This window comes from Roseateles sp. P1_C6, from assembly GCF_056406315.1.
The window spans coordinates 39,275-56,020 of sequence record NZ_JBFUAK010000002.1 but is presented as its reverse complement, the minus strand read 5'-3'; the positions used below and the strand labels follow the sequence as shown (position 1 = coordinate 56,020).

Annotated in this window: 16 protein-coding genes; 3 read left to right on the top strand and 13 right to left on the bottom strand. The window is 66.6% G+C overall.

The window, feature by feature from the left end; all coding sequences use genetic code 11:
* Positions 1-7 precede the first annotated feature (7 nt).
* From pstA to pstS, 3 genes are all read right to left on the bottom strand, one after another.
* The gene (pstA, locus tag AC1D29_RS03325) at positions 8-871 is read right to left on the bottom strand and encodes a phosphate ABC transporter permease PstA (protein WP_477894475.1); all 864 of its coding nucleotides are present in this window, start codon (positions 869-871) and stop codon (positions 8-10) included.
* Entirely contained in the window at positions 868-1,827 is a 960-nt protein-coding gene (gene pstC / locus AC1D29_RS03320) for a phosphate ABC transporter permease subunit PstC (RefSeq protein WP_477894474.1), read from the bottom strand. The genes pstA and pstC overlap by 4 nt, the downstream gene beginning before the upstream one ends.
* A 152-nt stretch (positions 1,828-1,979) precedes the next feature.
* A complete protein-coding gene (gene pstS, locus AC1D29_RS03315) occupies positions 1,980-3,020 on the bottom strand; it encodes a phosphate ABC transporter substrate-binding protein PstS (protein WP_477894473.1) in 1,041 nt (346 codons plus the stop codon).
* A gap of 226 nt (positions 3,021-3,246) precedes the next feature.
* On the opposite strand from pstS, the gene AC1D29_RS03310 reads away from it, so the two are divergent.
* On the top strand, positions 3,247-3,726 hold the full coding sequence (locus AC1D29_RS03310) for a fasciclin domain-containing protein (RefSeq protein WP_477894472.1): 480 nt from the start codon (positions 3,247-3,249) through the stop codon (positions 3,724-3,726).
* 61 nt (positions 3,727-3,787) lie between these two features.
* On the opposite strand, the gene glmM is transcribed toward AC1D29_RS03310, so the two are convergent.
* The 4 genes from glmM to AC1D29_RS03290 all read right to left on the bottom strand — a co-directional run bounded on the left by glmM (position 3,788) and on the right by AC1D29_RS03290 (position 8,704).
* Positions 3,788-5,122, bottom strand: coding sequence for a phosphoglucosamine mutase (glmM, locus tag AC1D29_RS03305; RefSeq protein WP_477894471.1), 1,335 nt, complete (start codon positions 5,120-5,122; stop codon positions 3,788-3,790).
* A complete protein-coding gene (folP, locus tag AC1D29_RS03300; protein ID WP_477894470.1) occupies positions 5,119-5,979 on the bottom strand; it encodes a dihydropteroate synthase in 861 nt (286 codons plus the stop codon). Before folP ends, glmM begins: the two co-directional genes overlap by 4 nt.
* A 62-nt stretch (positions 5,980-6,041) precedes the next feature.
* A complete protein-coding gene (gene ftsH / locus AC1D29_RS03295; protein WP_477894469.1) occupies positions 6,042-7,946 on the bottom strand; it encodes an ATP-dependent zinc metalloprotease FtsH in 1,905 nt (634 codons plus the stop codon).
* An 83-nt stretch (positions 7,947-8,029) separates the two neighbouring features.
* On the bottom strand, positions 8,030-8,704 hold the full coding sequence (locus AC1D29_RS03290) for an RlmE family RNA methyltransferase (RefSeq protein WP_477894468.1): 675 nt from the start codon (positions 8,702-8,704) through the stop codon (positions 8,030-8,032).
* 20 nt (positions 8,705-8,724) lie between these two features.
* Here AC1D29_RS03290 and AC1D29_RS03285 point away from each other — a divergent pair, with 20 nt between their 5' ends.
* Positions 8,725-9,201: a YhbY family RNA-binding protein gene (locus tag AC1D29_RS03285; protein WP_477894467.1), complete on the top strand. Its 477-nt coding sequence runs from the start codon at positions 8,725-8,727 to the stop codon at positions 9,199-9,201.
* Here AC1D29_RS03285 and AC1D29_RS03280 read toward each other — a convergent pair.
* The 6 genes from AC1D29_RS03280 to AC1D29_RS03255 form a co-directional block, all read right to left on the bottom strand.
* Positions 9,179-9,625, bottom strand: coding sequence for a DUF4149 domain-containing protein (locus AC1D29_RS03280; protein WP_477894466.1), 447 nt, complete (start codon positions 9,623-9,625; stop codon positions 9,179-9,181). The genes AC1D29_RS03285 and AC1D29_RS03280 overlap by 23 nt on opposite strands.
* Positions 9,625-10,101, bottom strand: a complete 477-nt coding sequence (greA, locus tag AC1D29_RS03275; RefSeq protein ID WP_477894465.1) for a transcription elongation factor GreA — start codon at positions 10,099-10,101, stop codon at positions 9,625-9,627. Before greA ends, AC1D29_RS03280 begins: the two co-directional genes overlap by 1 nt.
* A 158-nt stretch (positions 10,102-10,259) precedes the next feature.
* Positions 10,260-13,538 carry a carbamoyl-phosphate synthase large subunit gene (gene carB / locus AC1D29_RS03270; protein ID WP_477894464.1) on the bottom strand — a complete coding sequence of 1,093 codons (3,279 nt, stop codon included), beginning with the start codon at positions 13,536-13,538 and terminating at the stop codon, positions 10,260-10,262.
* 10 nt (positions 13,539-13,548) lie between these two features.
* Positions 13,549-14,190 (bottom strand): leucine efflux protein LeuE, encoded by a 642-nt coding sequence (gene leuE, locus AC1D29_RS03265; RefSeq protein ID WP_477894463.1) that lies wholly within the window; start codon positions 14,188-14,190, stop codon positions 13,549-13,551.
* Between the two features lie 13 nt (positions 14,191-14,203).
* On the bottom strand, positions 14,204-15,364 hold the full coding sequence (gene carA, locus AC1D29_RS03260; RefSeq protein WP_477894462.1) for a glutamine-hydrolyzing carbamoyl-phosphate synthase small subunit: 1,161 nt from the start codon (positions 15,362-15,364) through the stop codon (positions 14,204-14,206).
* Between the two features lie 188 nt (positions 15,365-15,552).
* Positions 15,553-15,954: a GlcG/HbpS family heme-binding protein gene (locus AC1D29_RS03255; protein ID WP_477894461.1), complete on the bottom strand. Its 402-nt coding sequence runs from the start codon at positions 15,952-15,954 to the stop codon at positions 15,553-15,555.
* Positions 15,955-16,044: 90 nt separating this feature from the next.
* On the opposite strand from AC1D29_RS03255, the gene AC1D29_RS03250 reads away from it, so the two are divergent.
* The gene (locus tag AC1D29_RS03250) at positions 16,045-16,737 is read left to right on the top strand and encodes a Bax inhibitor-1/YccA family protein (RefSeq protein ID WP_477894460.1); all 693 of its coding nucleotides are present in this window, start codon (positions 16,045-16,047) and stop codon (positions 16,735-16,737) included.
* The last annotated feature ends 9 nt before the right edge of the window (positions 16,738-16,746 follow it).

Here is a 16,746-nt window from a genome sequence, read left to right as displayed (position 1 = left end):
TCAGTCCTTAGTGTTTGTTCTTGAAGAGCACGCGGGCGAGGATGTTCAGCAGCAGCACGCCCACGGTGATCAGGAAGACGCCGGCCCAGGCCAGCTTCTGCCAGTTCTCGTAGGGGCTCATCGCGAACTTGAAGATGGTGACTGGCAGGCTGGCCATCGGTGCGCTGACGTCACTGGTCCAGAACTGGTTGGACAGGGCCGTGAACAGCAGCGGCGCCGTCTCGCCGGACACGCGGGCCAGCGCCAGCAGGATGCCGGTGATGACGCCCGAGCTGGCCGCCTTCAGCGTGATGGACAGGATGACCTTCCACTTGGGCGTGCCGAGTGCGTAGGCGGCTTCGCGCAGCGCGTTGGGCACGAGGCTGAGCATGTTCTCCGTCGTGCGAATGACCACGGGGATGACCAGCAGCGCCAGCGCCAACGAGCCCGCCATGCCGGAGAAGCTCTTCAGCTTGGCCACGACGACCGCGTAGACGAACAGGCCCACGACGATGGACGGCGCCGACAGCAGGATGTCGTTGATGAAGCGCACCGCGCTGCCCAGCCAGTTCTTCTGGCCGTACTCGGCGAGGTAGACGCCTGCCAGGATGCCCACGGGCGTGCCGACCAGCGTCGCCAGGCCCACCATGACGAAGCTGCCGAAGATCGCATTCGCCAGGCCGCCGCCTTCCGCCTGCGGCGGGGGCGTCATCTGCGTGAAGGTCGCGAAGGTCAGGCCGCCGATGCCGAGGTAGATGGTCTCGAACAGGATCCAGATCAGCCAGAACACACCGAAGGCCATGGCCCCCAGCGACAGCGTCAGCGCGACGGCGTTGACGCGCTTGCGCTTGGCATGCATGGCCAGGCGGCGGGCATCGAGTGCCGTGGTCATGTCCGCGCTCCTTCGTTCTTCTTCAACTGCGCGAGCAGCAACTTGGAAATGGACAGCACGACGAAGGTGATCAGGAAGAGCACGAGGCCCAGGTACATCAGCGAGGCCTGGTGCAGGCCTTCGCCGGCTTCGGCGAATTCGTTGGCCAGCGTGGACGTGATGCTGTTGGCCGCCTCAAAGACGGACAACGAGTTCAACTGGTTCATGTTGCCGATGACGAAGGTGACGGCCATCGTCTCGCCCAGCGCGCGCCCCAGGCCCAGCATGATGCCGCCGACCACGCCGGTCTTGGTGTACGGCAGCACGACCTTGGAGACGACCTCCCAGGTCGTCGCGCCCAGGCCGTAGGCGCTTTCCTTGAGCATCGGCGGCGTGACCTCGAAGACGTCGCGCATCACCGAGGCGATGAAGGGGATGATCATGATCGCCAGGATGATGCCGGCCGACAGGATGCCGATGCCCACCGGCGGGCCGGAGAACAGCGCGCCGATGAAGGGCACGCCCGTGAACACCGCCTGCAGCGGCTGCTGCACGAAGGTGGCCAGGATGGGGCCGAACACCAGCAGGCCCCACATGCCGTAGACGATGGAGGGCACGGCGGCCAGCAGCTCGATGGCGATGCCAAGCGGCCGCTTCAGCCAGCTGGGCGACAGCTCGGTCAGGAAGATGGCGATGCCAAAGCTGACCGGCACGGCGATGACCAGCGCGATGAAGGAGCTGGCCAGCGTGCCGTAGATCATCACCAGGCCGCCGAACTTCTCCTGCACCGGGTCCCATTCCGCGCTGGTCAGGAAGCCCAGGCCAAAGGCTTTCAGCGCCGGCGTGGCGCCGACGATGAGCGAGCCGATGATGCCCACCATCAGCGCCAGCGTCAGCCACGCGGCGCCCTGCGACAGCGCCGCGAACAGTGCGTCCGCCCAGGGGGCGACGCGGCGGCGCGGGGGTTTGGGTTTCATCGAATGCGGCTGAGGTTCGCTTCGATCAGCACTGGCGCTGTCGGCGGGAAGAATGGCTGCCAAGGAACCTCCGGAGGGTCTGGTCAGAAGACGGGGGCGCTTCGATGTGGCAAAGCCCGGCCGCAGCCGAGCCCCATGTCAGCGCCCAGGGATCACTTGTAGGCGACGGGCTTGCCGGCCGTGTCCTTGATCTGGTCGGCCCACTGCTTGCGCACCAGGTCCTTCACAGCGGCGGGCAGCGGCACGTAGTCCAGGTCGTCGGCCATCTTGTCGCCGTTGCCGTAGGCCCACTCGAAGAACTTCAGCGCGGCGCTGGCTTGCGCGGCCTTGTCCTGCGACTTGAACATCAGGATGTAGGTCGGGTTGGTCAGCGGCCAGGCGGCCTTGCCGGGCTGGTCGGTCGTGATCTGGTAGAAGGTCTTGTTCCAGTCGGCGCCGGCGGCAGCGGCCTTGAAGGCGTCGTCGCTGGGGTTGACCCACTGGCCGTCCTTGTTCTTCAGCTGCACAAAGGTCATCTTGTTCTGCTTCACATAGGCGTACTCGACGTAGCCGATGGAGTTGGGCAGTCGTTGCACGAAGGCGGCGACGCCCTCGTTGCCCTTGCCGGCCGTGCCAGCCAGCCACTTGACCGTGGTGCCTTCGCCGACCTTGGTCTTCCAGTCTTCGCTGACCTTGGACAGGTAGTTCGTGAAGATGAAGGTCGTGCCCGAGCCGTCGGCGCGCGCCACGGGGGCGATGGCCGCGTCAGGCAGCGCGACGCCGGGGTTCAGCGCGGTCAGCGCCGCGTCGTTCCACTTGGTGATCTTGCCCAGGTAGATGTCGGCCAGCACGGTGCCGGTCAGCTTGATCTGGCCCGGGGCGATGCCCTTGATGTTGACGACCGGCACGACGCCGCCGATGACGGTGGGGAACTGCACCAGGCCGTCCTTGGCCAGCTCGTCGTCCTTCAGCGGCATGTCGGACGCGCCGAAGTCGACCGTCTTGGCCTTGATCTGGCGGATGCCGGCGCCGGAGCCGACGGATTGGTAGTTGATGCGGGCGCCCGTGGCCTTGTTGTAGGCATCGGCCCACTTGGCATAGATGGGCGCCGGGAAAGTGGCGCCGGCGCCGGTCACGTCCTGGGCAAGGGCCACCTGGGTGCCGAAAAGACCCGCGACGACCGCGAGCGACTTGCTGACCTGGACAAAGTTCATCTGAGACACCTTCCGCTGAGCGGGTTTGACGATGACCGGCATCCTAGGGATCCAATGTGACGATTCGGTGACCGTCATTTGATCCATCGGGGCATTGGAGCGCGTCGAATGCCTGCTGGGAAGCCGTCTGAACCGCTTTGTGACAACGTCATTTGATATTCACGCAAGCGTCACATTGCACTTCTAGAGTGCGGGCAACCCATTCAGACCCCACCGGAGCCCCCGAATGATCCGCCGCACGTCCTTGATTGCACTGGCCGCCAGCGCCCTGCTGGCCGCCTGCGCCACCACTCCCGCTCCCGCGCCGTTGGCCGACACGCTGGCCCGCGACCCGCAGCTCAGCACCTTCAACCGCCTGGCCGCCCAGGCCGGTTTGACCGAGGAGCTGCGCGCCGCCGGCCCGCTGACCGTGTTCGCACCCAGCGATGAAGCCTTCAAGGCCGTGCCAGCCAAGACGATGGAAGCCCTGGCCGCCGACCGCGCACAGCTGAAGGCCGTACTGAGCTATCACATCATCGACGGCCGCATGGCCGCAGCCGATGTCCGCAACGGCGGTGCCAAGAGCCACCAGGGCGGCAACCTCACACTGGCCAAGGCGGGCAGCTTCATCACCGTGGACGATGCCGTCGTGCAGCAGGCCGACATCGTCGCGACGAATGGCGTCGCCCACGTCGTCGACCGCGTGCTGATGCCGCCGAAGAAGTAATTCCCGGCCGCATGAATGCAAAAGGCCGCCCTTGGGCGGCCTTTTGGTGGGCGACGCAAGCTCAGCCGGCCACGGCGTCGACCAGACGCTGGGCGCAGCGCTGCGCCAGTGCGGCGTCCGACGCCTCCACCATCACGCGCAGCAGCGGCTCGGTGCCGGACGCACGGATCAGCACGCGGCCCCGGTTGCCCAGCTCGGCCGTCACGGCCTTTTCCTCATCCGCCAGGCGGGTGTTGGTCTTCCAACCCTCCTGGCCAGGGGCCAGGCGCACGTTGATCAGCGTCTGCGGGAACAGGTCCACGCCTTGCAGCTGCTCGGCCAAGCTGCGCCCGCTGCGGCAGACGGCCTGCAGCACCAGCAGCGCGCTGACGATGCCGTCACCCGTGGTGTGCTTGTCCAGCGCCAGCAAGTGGCCGGAGCCCTCGCCGCCCAGCTGCCAGCCGCGCGCGGCCAGTTCTTCCAGCACGTAGCGGTCGCCCACCTTGGCGCGCACGAACTCGACGTCGCGCGAGCGCAGCGCCAGCTCGACGGCCATGTTGGTCATCAGCGTGCCAACGGCGCCGGGCACGCGCAGACCCTGGGCCAGGCGGTCCGCCACCATCGCATAGAGCAGCTCGTCGCCGTTGTACAGGCGGCCATTGGCGTCCACCAGCTGCAGCCGGTCGGCGTCGCCGTCCAGCGCCACGCCGTAGTCCGCACCGTTGGCCTTGACGGCCTCGACCAGCGCGCCGGGCGACGTCGCACCGAAGCCGGCATTGATGTTGAAGCCGTCGGGTTTGCAGCCGATGGCCACGACTTCGGCGCCCAGCTCATGAAAGACGTCGGGCGCCACGTGATAGGCCGCGCCATGGGCGGCGTCGACAACGATCTTCAGCCCCTTCAGCGTCAGGTCGGAGCCGAAGCTGTTCTTGCAGAACTCGATGTAGCGGCCGCGCGCGTCTTCCAGGCGCTTGGCCTTGCCCAGGCTGGCCGAGTCCACCCACTGCGGGGCTTCATCCAGCGCGGCCTCGACGGCCAGCTCCCAGGCGTCGGGCAGCTTTTCGCCCTTGGCCGAGAAGAACTTGATGCCGTTGTCGGCGAAGGGGTTGTGCGAGGCGCTGATGACGACGCCCAGGTCCTGGCGCAGCGCACGGGTCAGGTAGGCCACACCGGGCGTGGGCAGCGGCCCGGTCAGCAGCACGTTGACGCCGGCGGAGGCGAAGCCGGCCTCCAGCGCCGACTCGATCATGTAGCCGGAGATGCGCGTGTCCTTGCCGATCAGCACCGTGGGGCGTTTGCTGGTCTTGCGCAGCACGCGGCCCACGGCATGGCCCAGGCGCAGCATGAAATCCGGCGTGATGGGAGACTGACCGACGGTGCCTCGAATGCCGTCGGTTCCGAAATGCTTGCGGCTCATCGAGCGCTTCCTTCTTCTTTGCAGGGCGGGATTGTCGCCGCATCGACGGCCGCCCACACCTTCAGCGCGTCCACCGTGGCAGTGACATCGTGCACGCGAAGCACGTTGGCGCCTGCGCTGACCGCCCGCAGCGCTGCTGCAAGGCTGGCAGGCAGGCGCTGGTCGACGGCGCGCCCGGTGATGTCGCCCAGCGTGCGCTTGCGCGACCAGCCCACCAGCAGCGGATAGCCCAGCTCGGTCAGGCGCAGTTGCCCGGCCAGCAGCCTGAGATTGTGCTCGGCGTTCTTGGCGAAGCCGTAGCCGGGGTCCAGCGCGATGCAATCGGCCGGGATGCCCGAGTCGCACGCCGCCTGCGCGCGCTGCGCCAGGAAGGCGCCCACCTCGGCGACCACATCGCCGTACAGCGCCAGGTCCATCATGGACGCTGGTTCGCCACGCATGTGCATCAGACAGACGCCCGCGCCGCTGCCGGCGACCGCGGCCAATGCGCCCGGCAGTTGCAGCGCCTGCACGTCGTTGATGATGTCAGCGCCGGCGTCCAGTGCGCGGCGCATCACGTCGGGCTTGTAGGTATCGACCGAGACCGGCACGCCCAGCGTCACCGCTGCGGCCAGCACATCGGCGATGCGCGCCCACTCGCTGTCGGCGTCGACACGCGGCGCGCCGGGGCGCGTGGACTCGCCGCCGATGTCGAGGATGTCGGCACCCTCGGCCACCAGGCGCTCGCAGTGCGCGACGGCCGTACGCGTGTGGTCATGCCGGCCGCCGTCGGAGAACGAATCGGGCGTCACGTTGACGATGCCCATCACGCGCGGGCGGCTCAGGTCGATTCGGAAGCGGCGGGTCTGCCAGTGCATGGTCTTCTTTGCGCAATGAAAAAGGGCCCGGTGAAAACCGGGCCCGTCGTGTTTGAGGAGGATCAGGCCGCGGCCGGAGCGCCGTCGGTGCTGACCGGCGGCACGCCGCCGGTCGGGCCGCCGCTGGGCGTCGGCTTGTCATCGGGCGCGCGCGGCGGGCGGCCGGCCATGATGTCCAGCACCTGGTCGCGGTCGATGGTTTCCCACTTCATCAGCGCCTCGGTCATGGTTTCGACCTTGTCGCGGTTGTCCTCGAGGATCTTCTGCGCAACGGCGTACTGTTCGTCGAGGATGCGGCGGATTTCGGCGTCGACCTTCTGCTGCGTGCTCTCGCTGATGTTGGCCGTCTTGGTCATGCTGCGGCCGAGGAAGACTTCGCCCTCGTTCTCGGCATAGACCATGGGGCCCAGCAGGTCGCTCATGCCGTAGCGCGTGACCATGTCGCGGGCCATGCGGGTGGCGCGCTCGTAGTCGTTGGAGGCACCCGTCGAGATGTCGTTGACGAACAAGTCCTCGGCAATGCGGCCGCCGAACAGGATGCTGATGCTGTTGAGCATCTGCTTGAAGTACAGGCTGTGCTGGTCACGCTCGGGCAGCTGCCAGGTCACGCCCAGCGCCCGGCCGCGCGGCATGATGGTGACCTTGTGGACCGGATCAGTCCCCGGCAGCATCTCGGCGACGATGGCATGGCCGGACTCGTGGTACGCCGTGGCGCGCTTCTCGTCCTCGGTCATGACCATGCTCTTGCGCTCGGGGCCCATGTAGAGCTTGTCCTTGGCGCGCTCGAAGTCCAGCATCTCGACCAGGCGCCCGCCGCGGCGCGCTGCGAACAGGGCCGCCTCGTTGACGAGGTTGGCCAGGTCCGCACCACTCATGCCGGGCGTACCGCGCGCCAGGATGGACGCATTGACGTCCTGGGCGATAGGCACCTTGCGCATGTGCACGTTCAGGATCTGCTCGCGGCCGCGGATGTCCGGCAGCGTCACGTAGACCTGGCGGTCGAAGCGGCCCGGGCGCAGCAGCGCGGGGTCCAGAATGTCCGGGCGGTTGGTGGCCGCGATGACGATGACGCCGAGATTGGTCTCGAAGCCGTCCATCTCGACCAGCATCTGGTTCAGGGTCTGCTCGCGCTCGTCGTTGCCGCCGCCCAGGCCCGCGCCACGGTGGCGGCCGACGGCGTCGATTTCGTCGATGAAGATGATGCAGGGCGCGCTCTTCTTGGCCTGCTCGAACATGTCGCGCACGCGGGCCGCGCCCACGCCGACGAACATTTCAACGAAGTCGGAACCCGAGATCGTGAAGAACGGCACCTTGGCCTCGCCAGCGATGGACTTGGCGAGCAGCGTCTTGCCGGTGCCGGGAGGGCCGACCATCAGCACGCCGCGTGGGATGCGACCGCCCAGCTTCTGGAACTTCTGCGGGTCCTTCAGGAAGTCGACCAGTTCCTTCACCTCTTCCTTGGCCTCGTCGCAACCGGCGACGTCGGCGAAGGTGATGGTGTTGTTGGCCTCGTCCAGCATGCGGGCTTTGCTCTTGCCGAAGCTGAACGCCCCGCCCTTGCCGCCGCCCTGCATCTGGCGCATGAAGTACACCCACACACCGATCAGCAGCAGCATCGGCGTCCAGTTGATCAGCATGCTGATCAGGAAGCTCTGCTCCTCGCGCGGCTTGACGTCGAACTTGACGCCACTGTTGCGCAGGTCGCCGATCAGGCCACGGTCCAGGTAGGTGGCGGTCACGCGCAGCTTCTTGCCGTCGGTGGTCTCGGCCAGGATCTCGGCGCCACTGGCGCCGCCCTCGGTCAGCGTGACCTGCTTGATGCGACGGGCCTGGACCTCATCGAGAAACTCCGAGTAACCAATTTGATTACCCGATGTCGTCGCTCCACCGAACTGTTTGACGACCGTGAAAAGCACGAGGGCGATCACGATCCAGACGGCGAACTTCGAAAACCATTGATTGTTCACTGCGACTCCTTGGCCCTGATGGCCGCGTCCGGCTCAGGACAGTGGGGGCGATTTTAAGTGACGCAAGGGGCTGGCCCCTGACGTCAGCGGGGTTTCAAACCGATACCGACCAAGAAGTTCTCGGAAGATCGGATGCGCGAGGCCTTGGGCTTCACGGCTTTGACGGTCTTGAAGCGGGTCCGGAACAGGTCGACAAGCTGGCTGTAACCACTGCCGTGGAAGACTTTGGCCACCAGCGCACCCTCGGGTTTGAGGTGCTGGCCGGCGAAATCCACCGCCAGCTCGACCAGGCTGGACACGCGCGCCGCATCGGTCGACGCGATGCCGGACATGTTGGGCGCCATGTCCGACACCACCACGTCCACCCGCCGGCCCGCCAGCGCGGCCTCCAGCTGGGCGTAGACGGCGGCATCCTCGAAATCGCCCTGGATGAACTGCACGCCCTCGATGGGCTCGAATTCCAGCAGGTCCAGCGCGATGATGGCGCCATTGAGCTGGCCCACCGCCGCCCCGCCCCGTCCCGCCTCCGTGGGCGCGAAACGCCGGCGCAGGTACTGGCTCCAGGCACCCGGCGTGGCACCCAGGTCGACGACCACCTGACCGGGGCGGATCAGCTTCAGCTCCTCATCGATTTCCTTGAGCTTGTAGGCCGCGCGCGAGCGGTAGCCGTCCTTCTGCGCCTGCTGCACATAGGGGTCACTGACGTGGTTGTTCAGCCACGCCTTGTTGAGCTTCTTGCTTTTGGTTTGAGTTTTCATGCCTACGGGATAATACGGGGATGCCTCAAATCATCCTGACCCCCGCCCAGCGCAAGGACAAGCGCGCCGATGCCCATCATCTCGATCCGGTCGTGATGATCGGCGGTGACGGCCTGACGCCGGCCGTCGTCAAGGAAACCGACACCGCGCTGAAGTCACACGGTCTCATCAAGATTCGCGTGCTCGGCGACGACCGCGAAGCACGCGAGGCGATGTTCGCCCAGCTCTGCGACGAGCTGAACGCCGCGCCCATCCAGCACATCGGCAAGCTGCTGGTGCTGTGGCGCCCGATCCCTGAAAAGGCCCGAACCGAGCGCGATGACGCGATGCCCGGCCCACGCGTCGTCAAGATCGTCAAGTTCTCCAAGAGCGGCAACGGCCGCCCGCAGGTCAACAAGGTCAAGGTCATGGGCAACCAGCGCGTGACGCAGGGCGGCGAGATCAAGCGCGCCAAGAAGCGCCGCCTGACCAGCGTCAAGAAGAACGTGGTCGACTGAGCCGCCATGCCAGGGCCAGCACCGCCAGGCCCTTGACCGCAAAGAAGGCCAGCGAGGCGCCGTGCAGCGTCGCGAACGACGCCACGCCAGCACCTGCCTTCGCGTCCGCCATCAGCGGCTGCAGGCCGTAGTAGCCGGCGATGGTGCAGAACAGTGCCACAGCAGGCAGCAGCAATTCCATCGAGAACGCATCGCTTGCCGCGCCAGCTTCGACGGCATCGCGCGCAAGGCGACGCGCCAGCAGCATCAGGATCAACGCCGCGGCCAGGCTGACCTGGGCTTCGATGCCGAACAGGCGACCGACCAGCGCGCCGGCCTGGGTGCGGTCCAGCACCGCGAAGGCACTGGGCGCGGCCGCGAAGGCCACACAAAGCAAAAAGCCGCCCCACAGGGCGGCCAGCAGCGCTTGAACGCGAGCGAACATCACTCGTAGCGGACTTCGACGATTTCGTAGCGCTTGACGCCGCCGGGAGCTTGCACTTCGGCCACGTCGCCGGCTTCCTTGCCGATCAACGCACGTGCGATGGGCGAGCCGACCGAGATGCGGCCCTGCTTGATGTCGGCCTCGTCGTCACCGGTGATCTGGTAGGTCACTTCCGTGCCGCTGGCTTCTTCCTCCAGGTCCACGGTGGCACCGAAGACGACGCGGCCGCCGGCGTCCAGCGTCGAGGGATCGATGATCTGCGCGGCAGCCAGCTTGCCTTCGATTTCGAGGATGCGGCCTTCGATGAAGCCCTGCTTGTCCTTGGCGGCGTCGTACTCGGCGTTCTCGCTCAGGTCGCCCTGCGCGCGCGCCTCGGCGATGGCCTGGACGACGGCGTGACGCTCGACGGTCTTGAGTCGGTGCAGCTCGGCTTTGAGCGACTCGGCGCCGCGCTTGGTCAGGGGAATGGTCGTCATGTCGTCAGTGGCGCCCGGCCGCCCGAAGTCACTGACGACCCCCTCGGGGGGCAGCGCGCAACGCGAGCGTGGGGGCTTTGGTGATTCAGTGGCAAAAAGAGTTCCGCCGCTGCGGCCCGGAAATCCAGGCTGCGGCGGCGGAATCGATGGGCTGTAGTTTAAATCAGCTCGGCGTGCAGTTCCTGCAGGGATTGCACGGTCAGGCCGTCACGGTGTTTCATGCCTTCGACCGCGGCTTCGCAACCCGCCATCGTCGTGTAGTAGGTCACGCGGTTGGCCAGGGCCGCCTGGCGGATGTAGCGGCTGTCGGCGATGGCCGTGCGGGTCTCGTCCACCGTCGTGAAGACGAGCTGGATGTCGCCGCCCTTGAGCGCGTCGACGATGTGCGGGCGGCCGTCCTTGATCTTGTTGATCAGCTTGACCGGCACACCGGCTTCCGTGATGGCCGCCGCCGTGCCGCGGGTGGCGACGATGCCGAAGCCGAGTTCGTGCAGGTCCTTGGCGATGGCAATCGCGCGGGCCTTGTCGTTGTTCTTCACCGTGATCAGCACATTGCCCTGGCGCGGCAGGCGCGAGCCGGCGCCGATCTGGCTCTTCAGCATCGCTTCGCCAAAGGTCTTGGCCGCGCCCATCACCTCGCCGGTCGAACGCATCTCGGGGCTGAGGATGGGGTCCACGCCCGGGAACTTGTTGAACGGGAAGACGGCTTCCTTGACGCTGAAGTAAGGCGGGATGACCTCGGCCGGCACGCGGCCCTTGCGGTCACGCTGGTCGACCAGCTTCTGGCCGGCCATGCAGCGCGCCGCAATCTTGGCGAGTTGCTGGCCGGTGGCCTTGCTCACGTAGGGCACCGTGCGCGAAGCACGCGGGTTCACTTCCAGCACGTAGACCGTGCAGGCGGCGAGGCCCGCGGTCACATCGCCCTGGATGGCGAACTGCACGTTCATCAGGCCGATGACCTTGAGCGCCTTGGCCATCGCGGCCGTCTGGCGGCGCAGCTCGTCCTGCAGGTCGGCCGCCAGCGTGTAAGGCGGCAGCGAGCAGGCCGAGTCGCCGCTGTGGATGCCGGCCGCCTCGATGTGTTCCATGATGCCGCCGATCATCACGTCGCCCGTGGCGTCGGCGATGCAGTCGACGTCGACCTCGACGGCGTCCTCCAGGAAGCGGTCCAGCAGCACCGGCGACTTCTCGGACACGCGTACGGCCTCGCGCATGTAGCGCTCGAGGTCCTTGTCGCCGTGCACGATTTCCATCGCGCGGCCGCCCAGCACGTAGCTGGGGCGCACGACCAGCGGGTAGCCGATCTCGTTGGCCAGCGCGACGGCCTGCTCTTCGGTGCGCGCCGTGCGGTTGGGCGGCTGGCGCAGGCCCAGCTCGTGCAGCAGCTTCTGGAAGCGCTCGCGGTCCTCGGCGATGTCGATGGAATCAGGCGTCGTGCCGATGATGGGCACGCCGGCGCGCTCCAGGTCCAGCGCCAGCTTCAGCGGCGTCTGGCCGCCGTACTGCACGATGACGCCGACCGGCTTTTCCTTGTCGACGATCTCCAGCACGTCTTCCAGCGTGACCGGCTCGAAGTAGAGGCGGTCGCTGGTGTCGTAGTCGGTCGAGACCGTCTCGGGGTTGCAGTTGACCATCAGCGTCTCGTAGCCGTCCTCGCGCATGGCGAGCGCGGCGTGCACGCAGCAGTAGTCGAATTCGATGCCCTGGCCGATGCGGTTCGGGCCACCGCCCAGCACCATGATCTTCTTCTTGCTCGTCGGCTCGGCCTCGCACTCGGCGTCCGCGCCCTCGTAGGTCGAGTACATGTAGGCCGTCTGCGTGGCGAACTCGGCCGCGCAGGTGTCCACGCGCTTGTAGACCGGGCGCACGTTCAGCGCGTGGCGGCGTTCGCGCACGGCGTGCTGGTGAGTGCCCAGCAGCTTGGCCAGGCGCTTGTCCGAGAAGCCCTTGCTCTTCAGCAGACGCAGTTCGGCCTCAGTGATGGATTCGATGCTGCGGCCCTTCAGCTCGCCTTCGATCTGCACCAGCTGCTCGATCTGCGCGAGGAACCACGGGTCCACCGCAGTCTCCTCGTAGATCTCGTCCAGCGTCATGCCGATGCGGAAGGCGTCGGCCAGGTACAGGATGCGCTCGGGGCCGGCTTCGCCGATCTCCTGCACGATGTCTTCACGGTCGGTCGAGCGCTCGGTCAGGCCGTCGATGCCGGTCTCCAGGCCGCGCAGCGCCTTCTGGAACGACTCCTGGAAGGTGCGGCCCATGGCCATCACTTCGCCGACCGACTTCATCTGCGTCGTCAGGCGCGAGTCGGCCATCGGGAACTTCTCGAAGGCGAAGCGCGGGATCTTGGTGACGACGTAGTCGATGCTGGGCTCGAAAGACGCCGGCGTGATGCCGCCGGTGATGTCGTTCTTCAACTCGTCCAGCGTGTAGCCCACGGCCAGCTTGGCAGCGATCTTGGCGATGGGGAAACCCGTCGCCTTGGACGCCAGCGCCGAGGAGCGCGACACGCGCGGGTTCATCTCGATGACGACCATGCGGCCGTCCTTCGGATTGATGGAGAACTGCACGTTGGAGCCGCCGGTGTCCACGCCGATCTCGCGCAGGATGGCGATGCTGGCGTTGCGCAGCAGCTGGTATTCCTTGTCCGACAGCGTCTGGCTGGGCGCCACGGTGATGGAGTCACCGGTGTGGATGCCCATCGGGTCCAGGTTCTCGATGGAGCAGACGATGATGCAGTTGTCCGCCTTGTCGCGGACGACCTCCATCTCGTACTCCTTCCAGCCGATCAGGCTCTCTTCGATGAGCAGCTCGTTGGTCGGCGACAGGTCCAGCCCGCGCTTGCAGATGGTCTCGAACTCTTCGGGGTTGTAGGCGATGCCGCCGCCCGAACCGCCCAGCGTGAAGCTGGGGCGGATGACCATTGGGAAGCCCGCGCCGCCGATCTCGGCGTGGATGCGCTTCTGCACGCCCCAGGCCTCTTCCAGCGAATGCGCGATGCCCGACCGGGCCGAGCCCAGGCCGATCTTGGTCATCGCGTCCTTGAACTTGAGGCGGTCCTCGGCCTTCTCGATGGCATGCTCGTTCGCGCCGATCATCTCGACGTTGTACTTGGCCAGCACGCCGTGCTTGTGCAGGTCCAGCGCGCAATTCAGCGCGGTCTGGCCGCCCATGGTCGGCAGCACCGCGTCCGGGCGCTCCTTGGCGATGATCTTCTCGACCACCTGCCAGGTGATGGGCTCGATGTAGGTGACGTCCGCCGTGTCCGGGTCCGTCATGATGGTCGCCGGGTTGCTGTTGACGAGGACGACCTTGTAGCCCTCCTCGCGCAACGCCTTGCAGGCCTGGGCGCCGGAGTAATCGAACTCGCAAGCCTGGCCAATGATGATCGGGCCCGCGCCGATGATGAGGATGGTCTTGAGGTCTGTACGTTTCGGCATGGCGGTCTGCTTAGAGAGTGGCGGTCGCGAGCTTGGCCCCGAACCCAACGAAAAGTGCGCCGACGCTGGCGTTGGCGGTGCTGGACAGCCGGCGGCGCGCGCGGAAGGCGGCGGCCAGGCGGGCGCCGGCAAAGATCAGCGTCGAGAGATAAATGAAGCTGAGTACCTGGATGATGGAACCCAGGATCAGGAAGGTCAGCGCCGGATGCGGGTAGGCCGCGTCGACGAACTGGATGAAGAAGGACAGCAGGAAGGCGATGGCCTTGGGGTTCAGCAGGCTGACGACCAGGGCTTTGCGGAAGGGTCGGCTGGCATCGACGACGCGGGGTGCGTCATCGGTCTTGGCCTCGCCGCGCCAGGTGCTCACCGCGCCGCGCAGCAGCTGGATGCCGATCCAGCCGAGGTAGACCGCACCGACCATCTTCACGACGAAGAAGATCTGCGGGCTGGCCATCAGCAGCGAGGCGCCGCCGGCAGCGGCCGCGGTCATCAGCACCGTGTCGCCCACGAACACGCCGCAGGCCGCGCCATAGCCAGTGCGCACGCCGCGCTGCGCCGCGACGGACAACACGTAGATCGAGTTGGGACCGGGCAGCAGGATGATGAAGATCGCCGCCGCGAGGAAGGTGCCGAGGTCGGTGATGCCGAACATGTGCGGGCCTCCTTCAGGCTTTGTTCATCAGGGACACGAAACGGTCGAACAGGTAGGCGATGTCGTGCGGGCCGGGGCTGGCTTCCGGGTGGCCCTGGAAGCTGAAGGCCGGCTTGTCGGTGCGCGCGATGCCTTGCAGCGTGCCGTCGAACAGGCTGATGTGCGTCGCGCGCAGGTGGGCCGGCAGCGTGTCGGGGTCGACCGCGAAGCCATGGTTCTGGCTGGTGATGCCGACGCGGCCGCTGTCCAGGTCCTTGACCGGGTGGTTCGCGCCGTGGTGACCGAACTTCATCTTGAAGGTCTTGGCGCCGGAGGCCAGCGCCAGGATCTGGTGGCCCAGGCAGATGCCGAAGACCGGGATGCCGGACTCGATCAGCTGCGCGGTGGACTTGATCGCGTAGTCGCAGGGCTCCGGGTCACCGGGGCCGTTGGACAGGAAGACGCCGTCCGGCTCCAGGTCGAACACGGCGCTGGCGGGCGTCTGGGCCGGCACGACGGTGACCTTGCAGCCGCGCTCGGCCAGCATGCGCAGGATGTTGAGCTTGACGCCGAAGTCGTAGGCGACGACGTGGAACTTCGGTGCGGTCTGCTCGCCGTAACCGCTGCCGAGCTTCCACTCGGTCTGCGTCCAGGCCTGGTTGTCGGTGCGGCTGACGACCTTGGCCAGGTCCAGGCCAGACATGGACGGCGCGGCCTTGGCGGCGGCAACGGCGGTGTCCACGTGGGCCTGGCTCAGCGTTTCACCCGCGGGCAGCGCCAGGATGCAGCCGTTCTGTGCGCCCTTGGTGCGCAGCACGCGCGTCAGGCGGCGCGTGTCCAGGCCGGCGATGGCGACGGTGCCCTGCTCGCGCAGGTAGGCGTCGAGCGGCTTGCTGGAACGGAAGTTGGACGCGCGCAGCGGCAAGTCCTTGATGACCAGGCCCGCGGCGAACACCTTGGACGCTTCGACGTCCTCGTCGCTGATGCCGTAGCTGCCGATGTGCGGGTACGTCAGCGTGACGATCTGCTTGCAGTAGCTGGGGTCGGTCAGGATTTCCTGGTAGCCGGACAGCGCGGTGTTGAACACCACTTCGCCGACCGTCTGGCCGACGGCGCCGATGGACTGGCCTCGGAACACTGTCCCATCCGCCAATGCCAAGATTGCTTGAGGGGGGTGGAGCAGGTCAGCCAGCACAAAGGTCTCCGCAAATGGGGCGCGTGCCCAGCATCAACCCGGCCGAAGACGGGTCAACTTGGAGAAACCGAGGGGTTTTTCGCCGGGCAGCAGGTTGGTTCAGGTAAACCCATCGAGTATAGCCGACTGGGGTTAGTACGGAGGCTTCGTGACCGCCTCAAGACGGCTTCGTGACGCCTCCAAGGGCGTCAGAGTGCGGCGATCCCGGCGCGGGCGATCTCGACGTCTTCGCTGGACTTGACGCCGCTGACGCCCACCGCGCCGACCACCTGGCCATCGACGAGGATGGGCACGCCGCCTTCGAGCAGGCCTTGCAGCCCCGGCGCGCTGAGGAAGGACGCGCGGCCCTGGTTGATCATGTCTTCGTAGACCTTGCTCTCACGCCGGCCCAAGGCGGCGGTCTGCGCCTTCGCAGGGGCAATCTGCGCGGAGATCGGCGCAGCGCCATCCAGGCGCTGCAGCCACAGCAGGTGGCCACCGGCGTCGACGATGGCGATGCTGACGGCCCAGTTCTGCTGACGGGCATGGACTTCCGCAGCGGTAGCGATGCGCTTGACGTCTTCGAGTTCGAGGTGCGATTGCTGTTTCATGGTCTTGCTTTCCCAGGGACAGCCCCCAATGTAGCCGGCACGCCTCGGCCTAGAATCGGTGCGGTTTTCATTCGTTCCCGGAGGATCGCGATGCACGACAGTCTGCAAACTCAATACGGCTACGGCAGCCAAGCCCTCGCCGTCGATCGCCAGCGTGTGCTGCGCAACACCTACTGGCTGCTGGCGCTTTCGCTGGTGCCCACGGTGCTGGGCGCCTGGATCGGCGTCACCACCGGCCTGTTCGCGACGATGGGCGCGGGCACAAGCGCCATCGTCTTCCTGGTCGGCGCCTTCGGCCTGATGTTCGTCATCGAGAAGACCAAGGAAAGCGCCGCCGGCGTCGCCGCGCTGCTGGCGTTCACGTTCTTCATGGGCCTGATGCTGTCGCGCCTGATCGGCCATGTGCTGGGCTACAAGAACGGCACGTCCCTGGTCATGACGGCCTTTGGCGGCACGGCGGCCGTGTTCTTCACGATGGCCACGCTGGCCACCGTCATCAAGCGCGACCTGTCGTCCATGGGCAAGTTCCTGACGGTCGGCGCCGTCGTGCTGTTCGTCGCCTGCATCGCCAACATCTTCCTGCAGTCGTCGGCGCTGATGCTGACCATCCTGGTGCTGATGCTGGGCGTGTTCTCCGCCTTCATGCTGTACGACATCAAGCGCGTCATCGACGGCGGTGAGACCAACTACATCACCGCCACGCTGGCCATCTACCTGGACATCTACAACGTGTTCCAGAGTCTGCTGTCGCTGCTGGGCATCTTCGGCGGCGACCGGGACTGAGGCCTCACG

Bases quoted from the DNA above. Each gene is read 5' to 3' on its own strand.
- AC1D29_RS03250 (WP_477894460.1), top strand. From the start codon at position 16,045: ATGCACGACAGTCTGCAAACTCAATACGGCTACGGCAGCCAAGCCCTC.
- glmM (WP_477894471.1), bottom strand. From the start codon at position 5,122: ATGAGCCGCAAGCATTTCGGAACCGACGGCATTCGAGGCACCGTCGGT.
- pstC (WP_477894474.1), bottom strand. From the start codon at position 1,827: ATGAAACCCAAACCCCCGCGCCGCCGCGTCGCCCCCTGGGCGGACGCA.
- AC1D29_RS03280 (WP_477894466.1), bottom strand. From the start codon at position 9,625: ATGTTCGCTCGCGTTCAAGCGCTGCTGGCCGCCCTGTGGGGCGGCTTT.
- AC1D29_RS03285 (WP_477894467.1), top strand. From the start codon at position 8,725: ATGCCTCAAATCATCCTGACCCCCGCCCAGCGCAAGGACAAGCGCGCC.
- folP (WP_477894470.1), bottom strand. From the start codon at position 5,979: ATGCACTGGCAGACCCGCCGCTTCCGAATCGACCTGAGCCGCCCGCGC.
- greA (WP_477894465.1), bottom strand. From the start codon at position 10,101: ATGACGACCATTCCCCTGACCAAGCGCGGCGCCGAGTCGCTCAAAGCC.
- pstA (WP_477894475.1), bottom strand. From the start codon at position 871: ATGACCACGGCACTCGATGCCCGCCGCCTGGCCATGCATGCCAAGCGC.
- leuE (WP_477894463.1), bottom strand. From the start codon at position 14,190: ATGTTCGGCATCACCGACCTCGGCACCTTCCTCGCGGCGGCGATCTTC.
- pstS (WP_477894473.1), bottom strand. From the start codon at position 3,020: ATGAACTTTGTCCAGGTCAGCAAGTCGCTCGCGGTCGTCGCGGGTCTT.
- AC1D29_RS03310 (WP_477894472.1), top strand. From the start codon at position 3,247: ATGATCCGCCGCACGTCCTTGATTGCACTGGCCGCCAGCGCCCTGCTG.
- AC1D29_RS03255 (WP_477894461.1), bottom strand. From the start codon at position 15,954: ATGAAACAGCAATCGCACCTCGAACTCGAAGACGTCAAGCGCATCGCT.
- AC1D29_RS03290 (WP_477894468.1), bottom strand. From the start codon at position 8,704: ATGAAAACTCAAACCAAAAGCAAGAAGCTCAACAAGGCGTGGCTGAAC.
- carB (WP_477894464.1), bottom strand. From the start codon at position 13,538: ATGCCGAAACGTACAGACCTCAAGACCATCCTCATCATCGGCGCGGGC.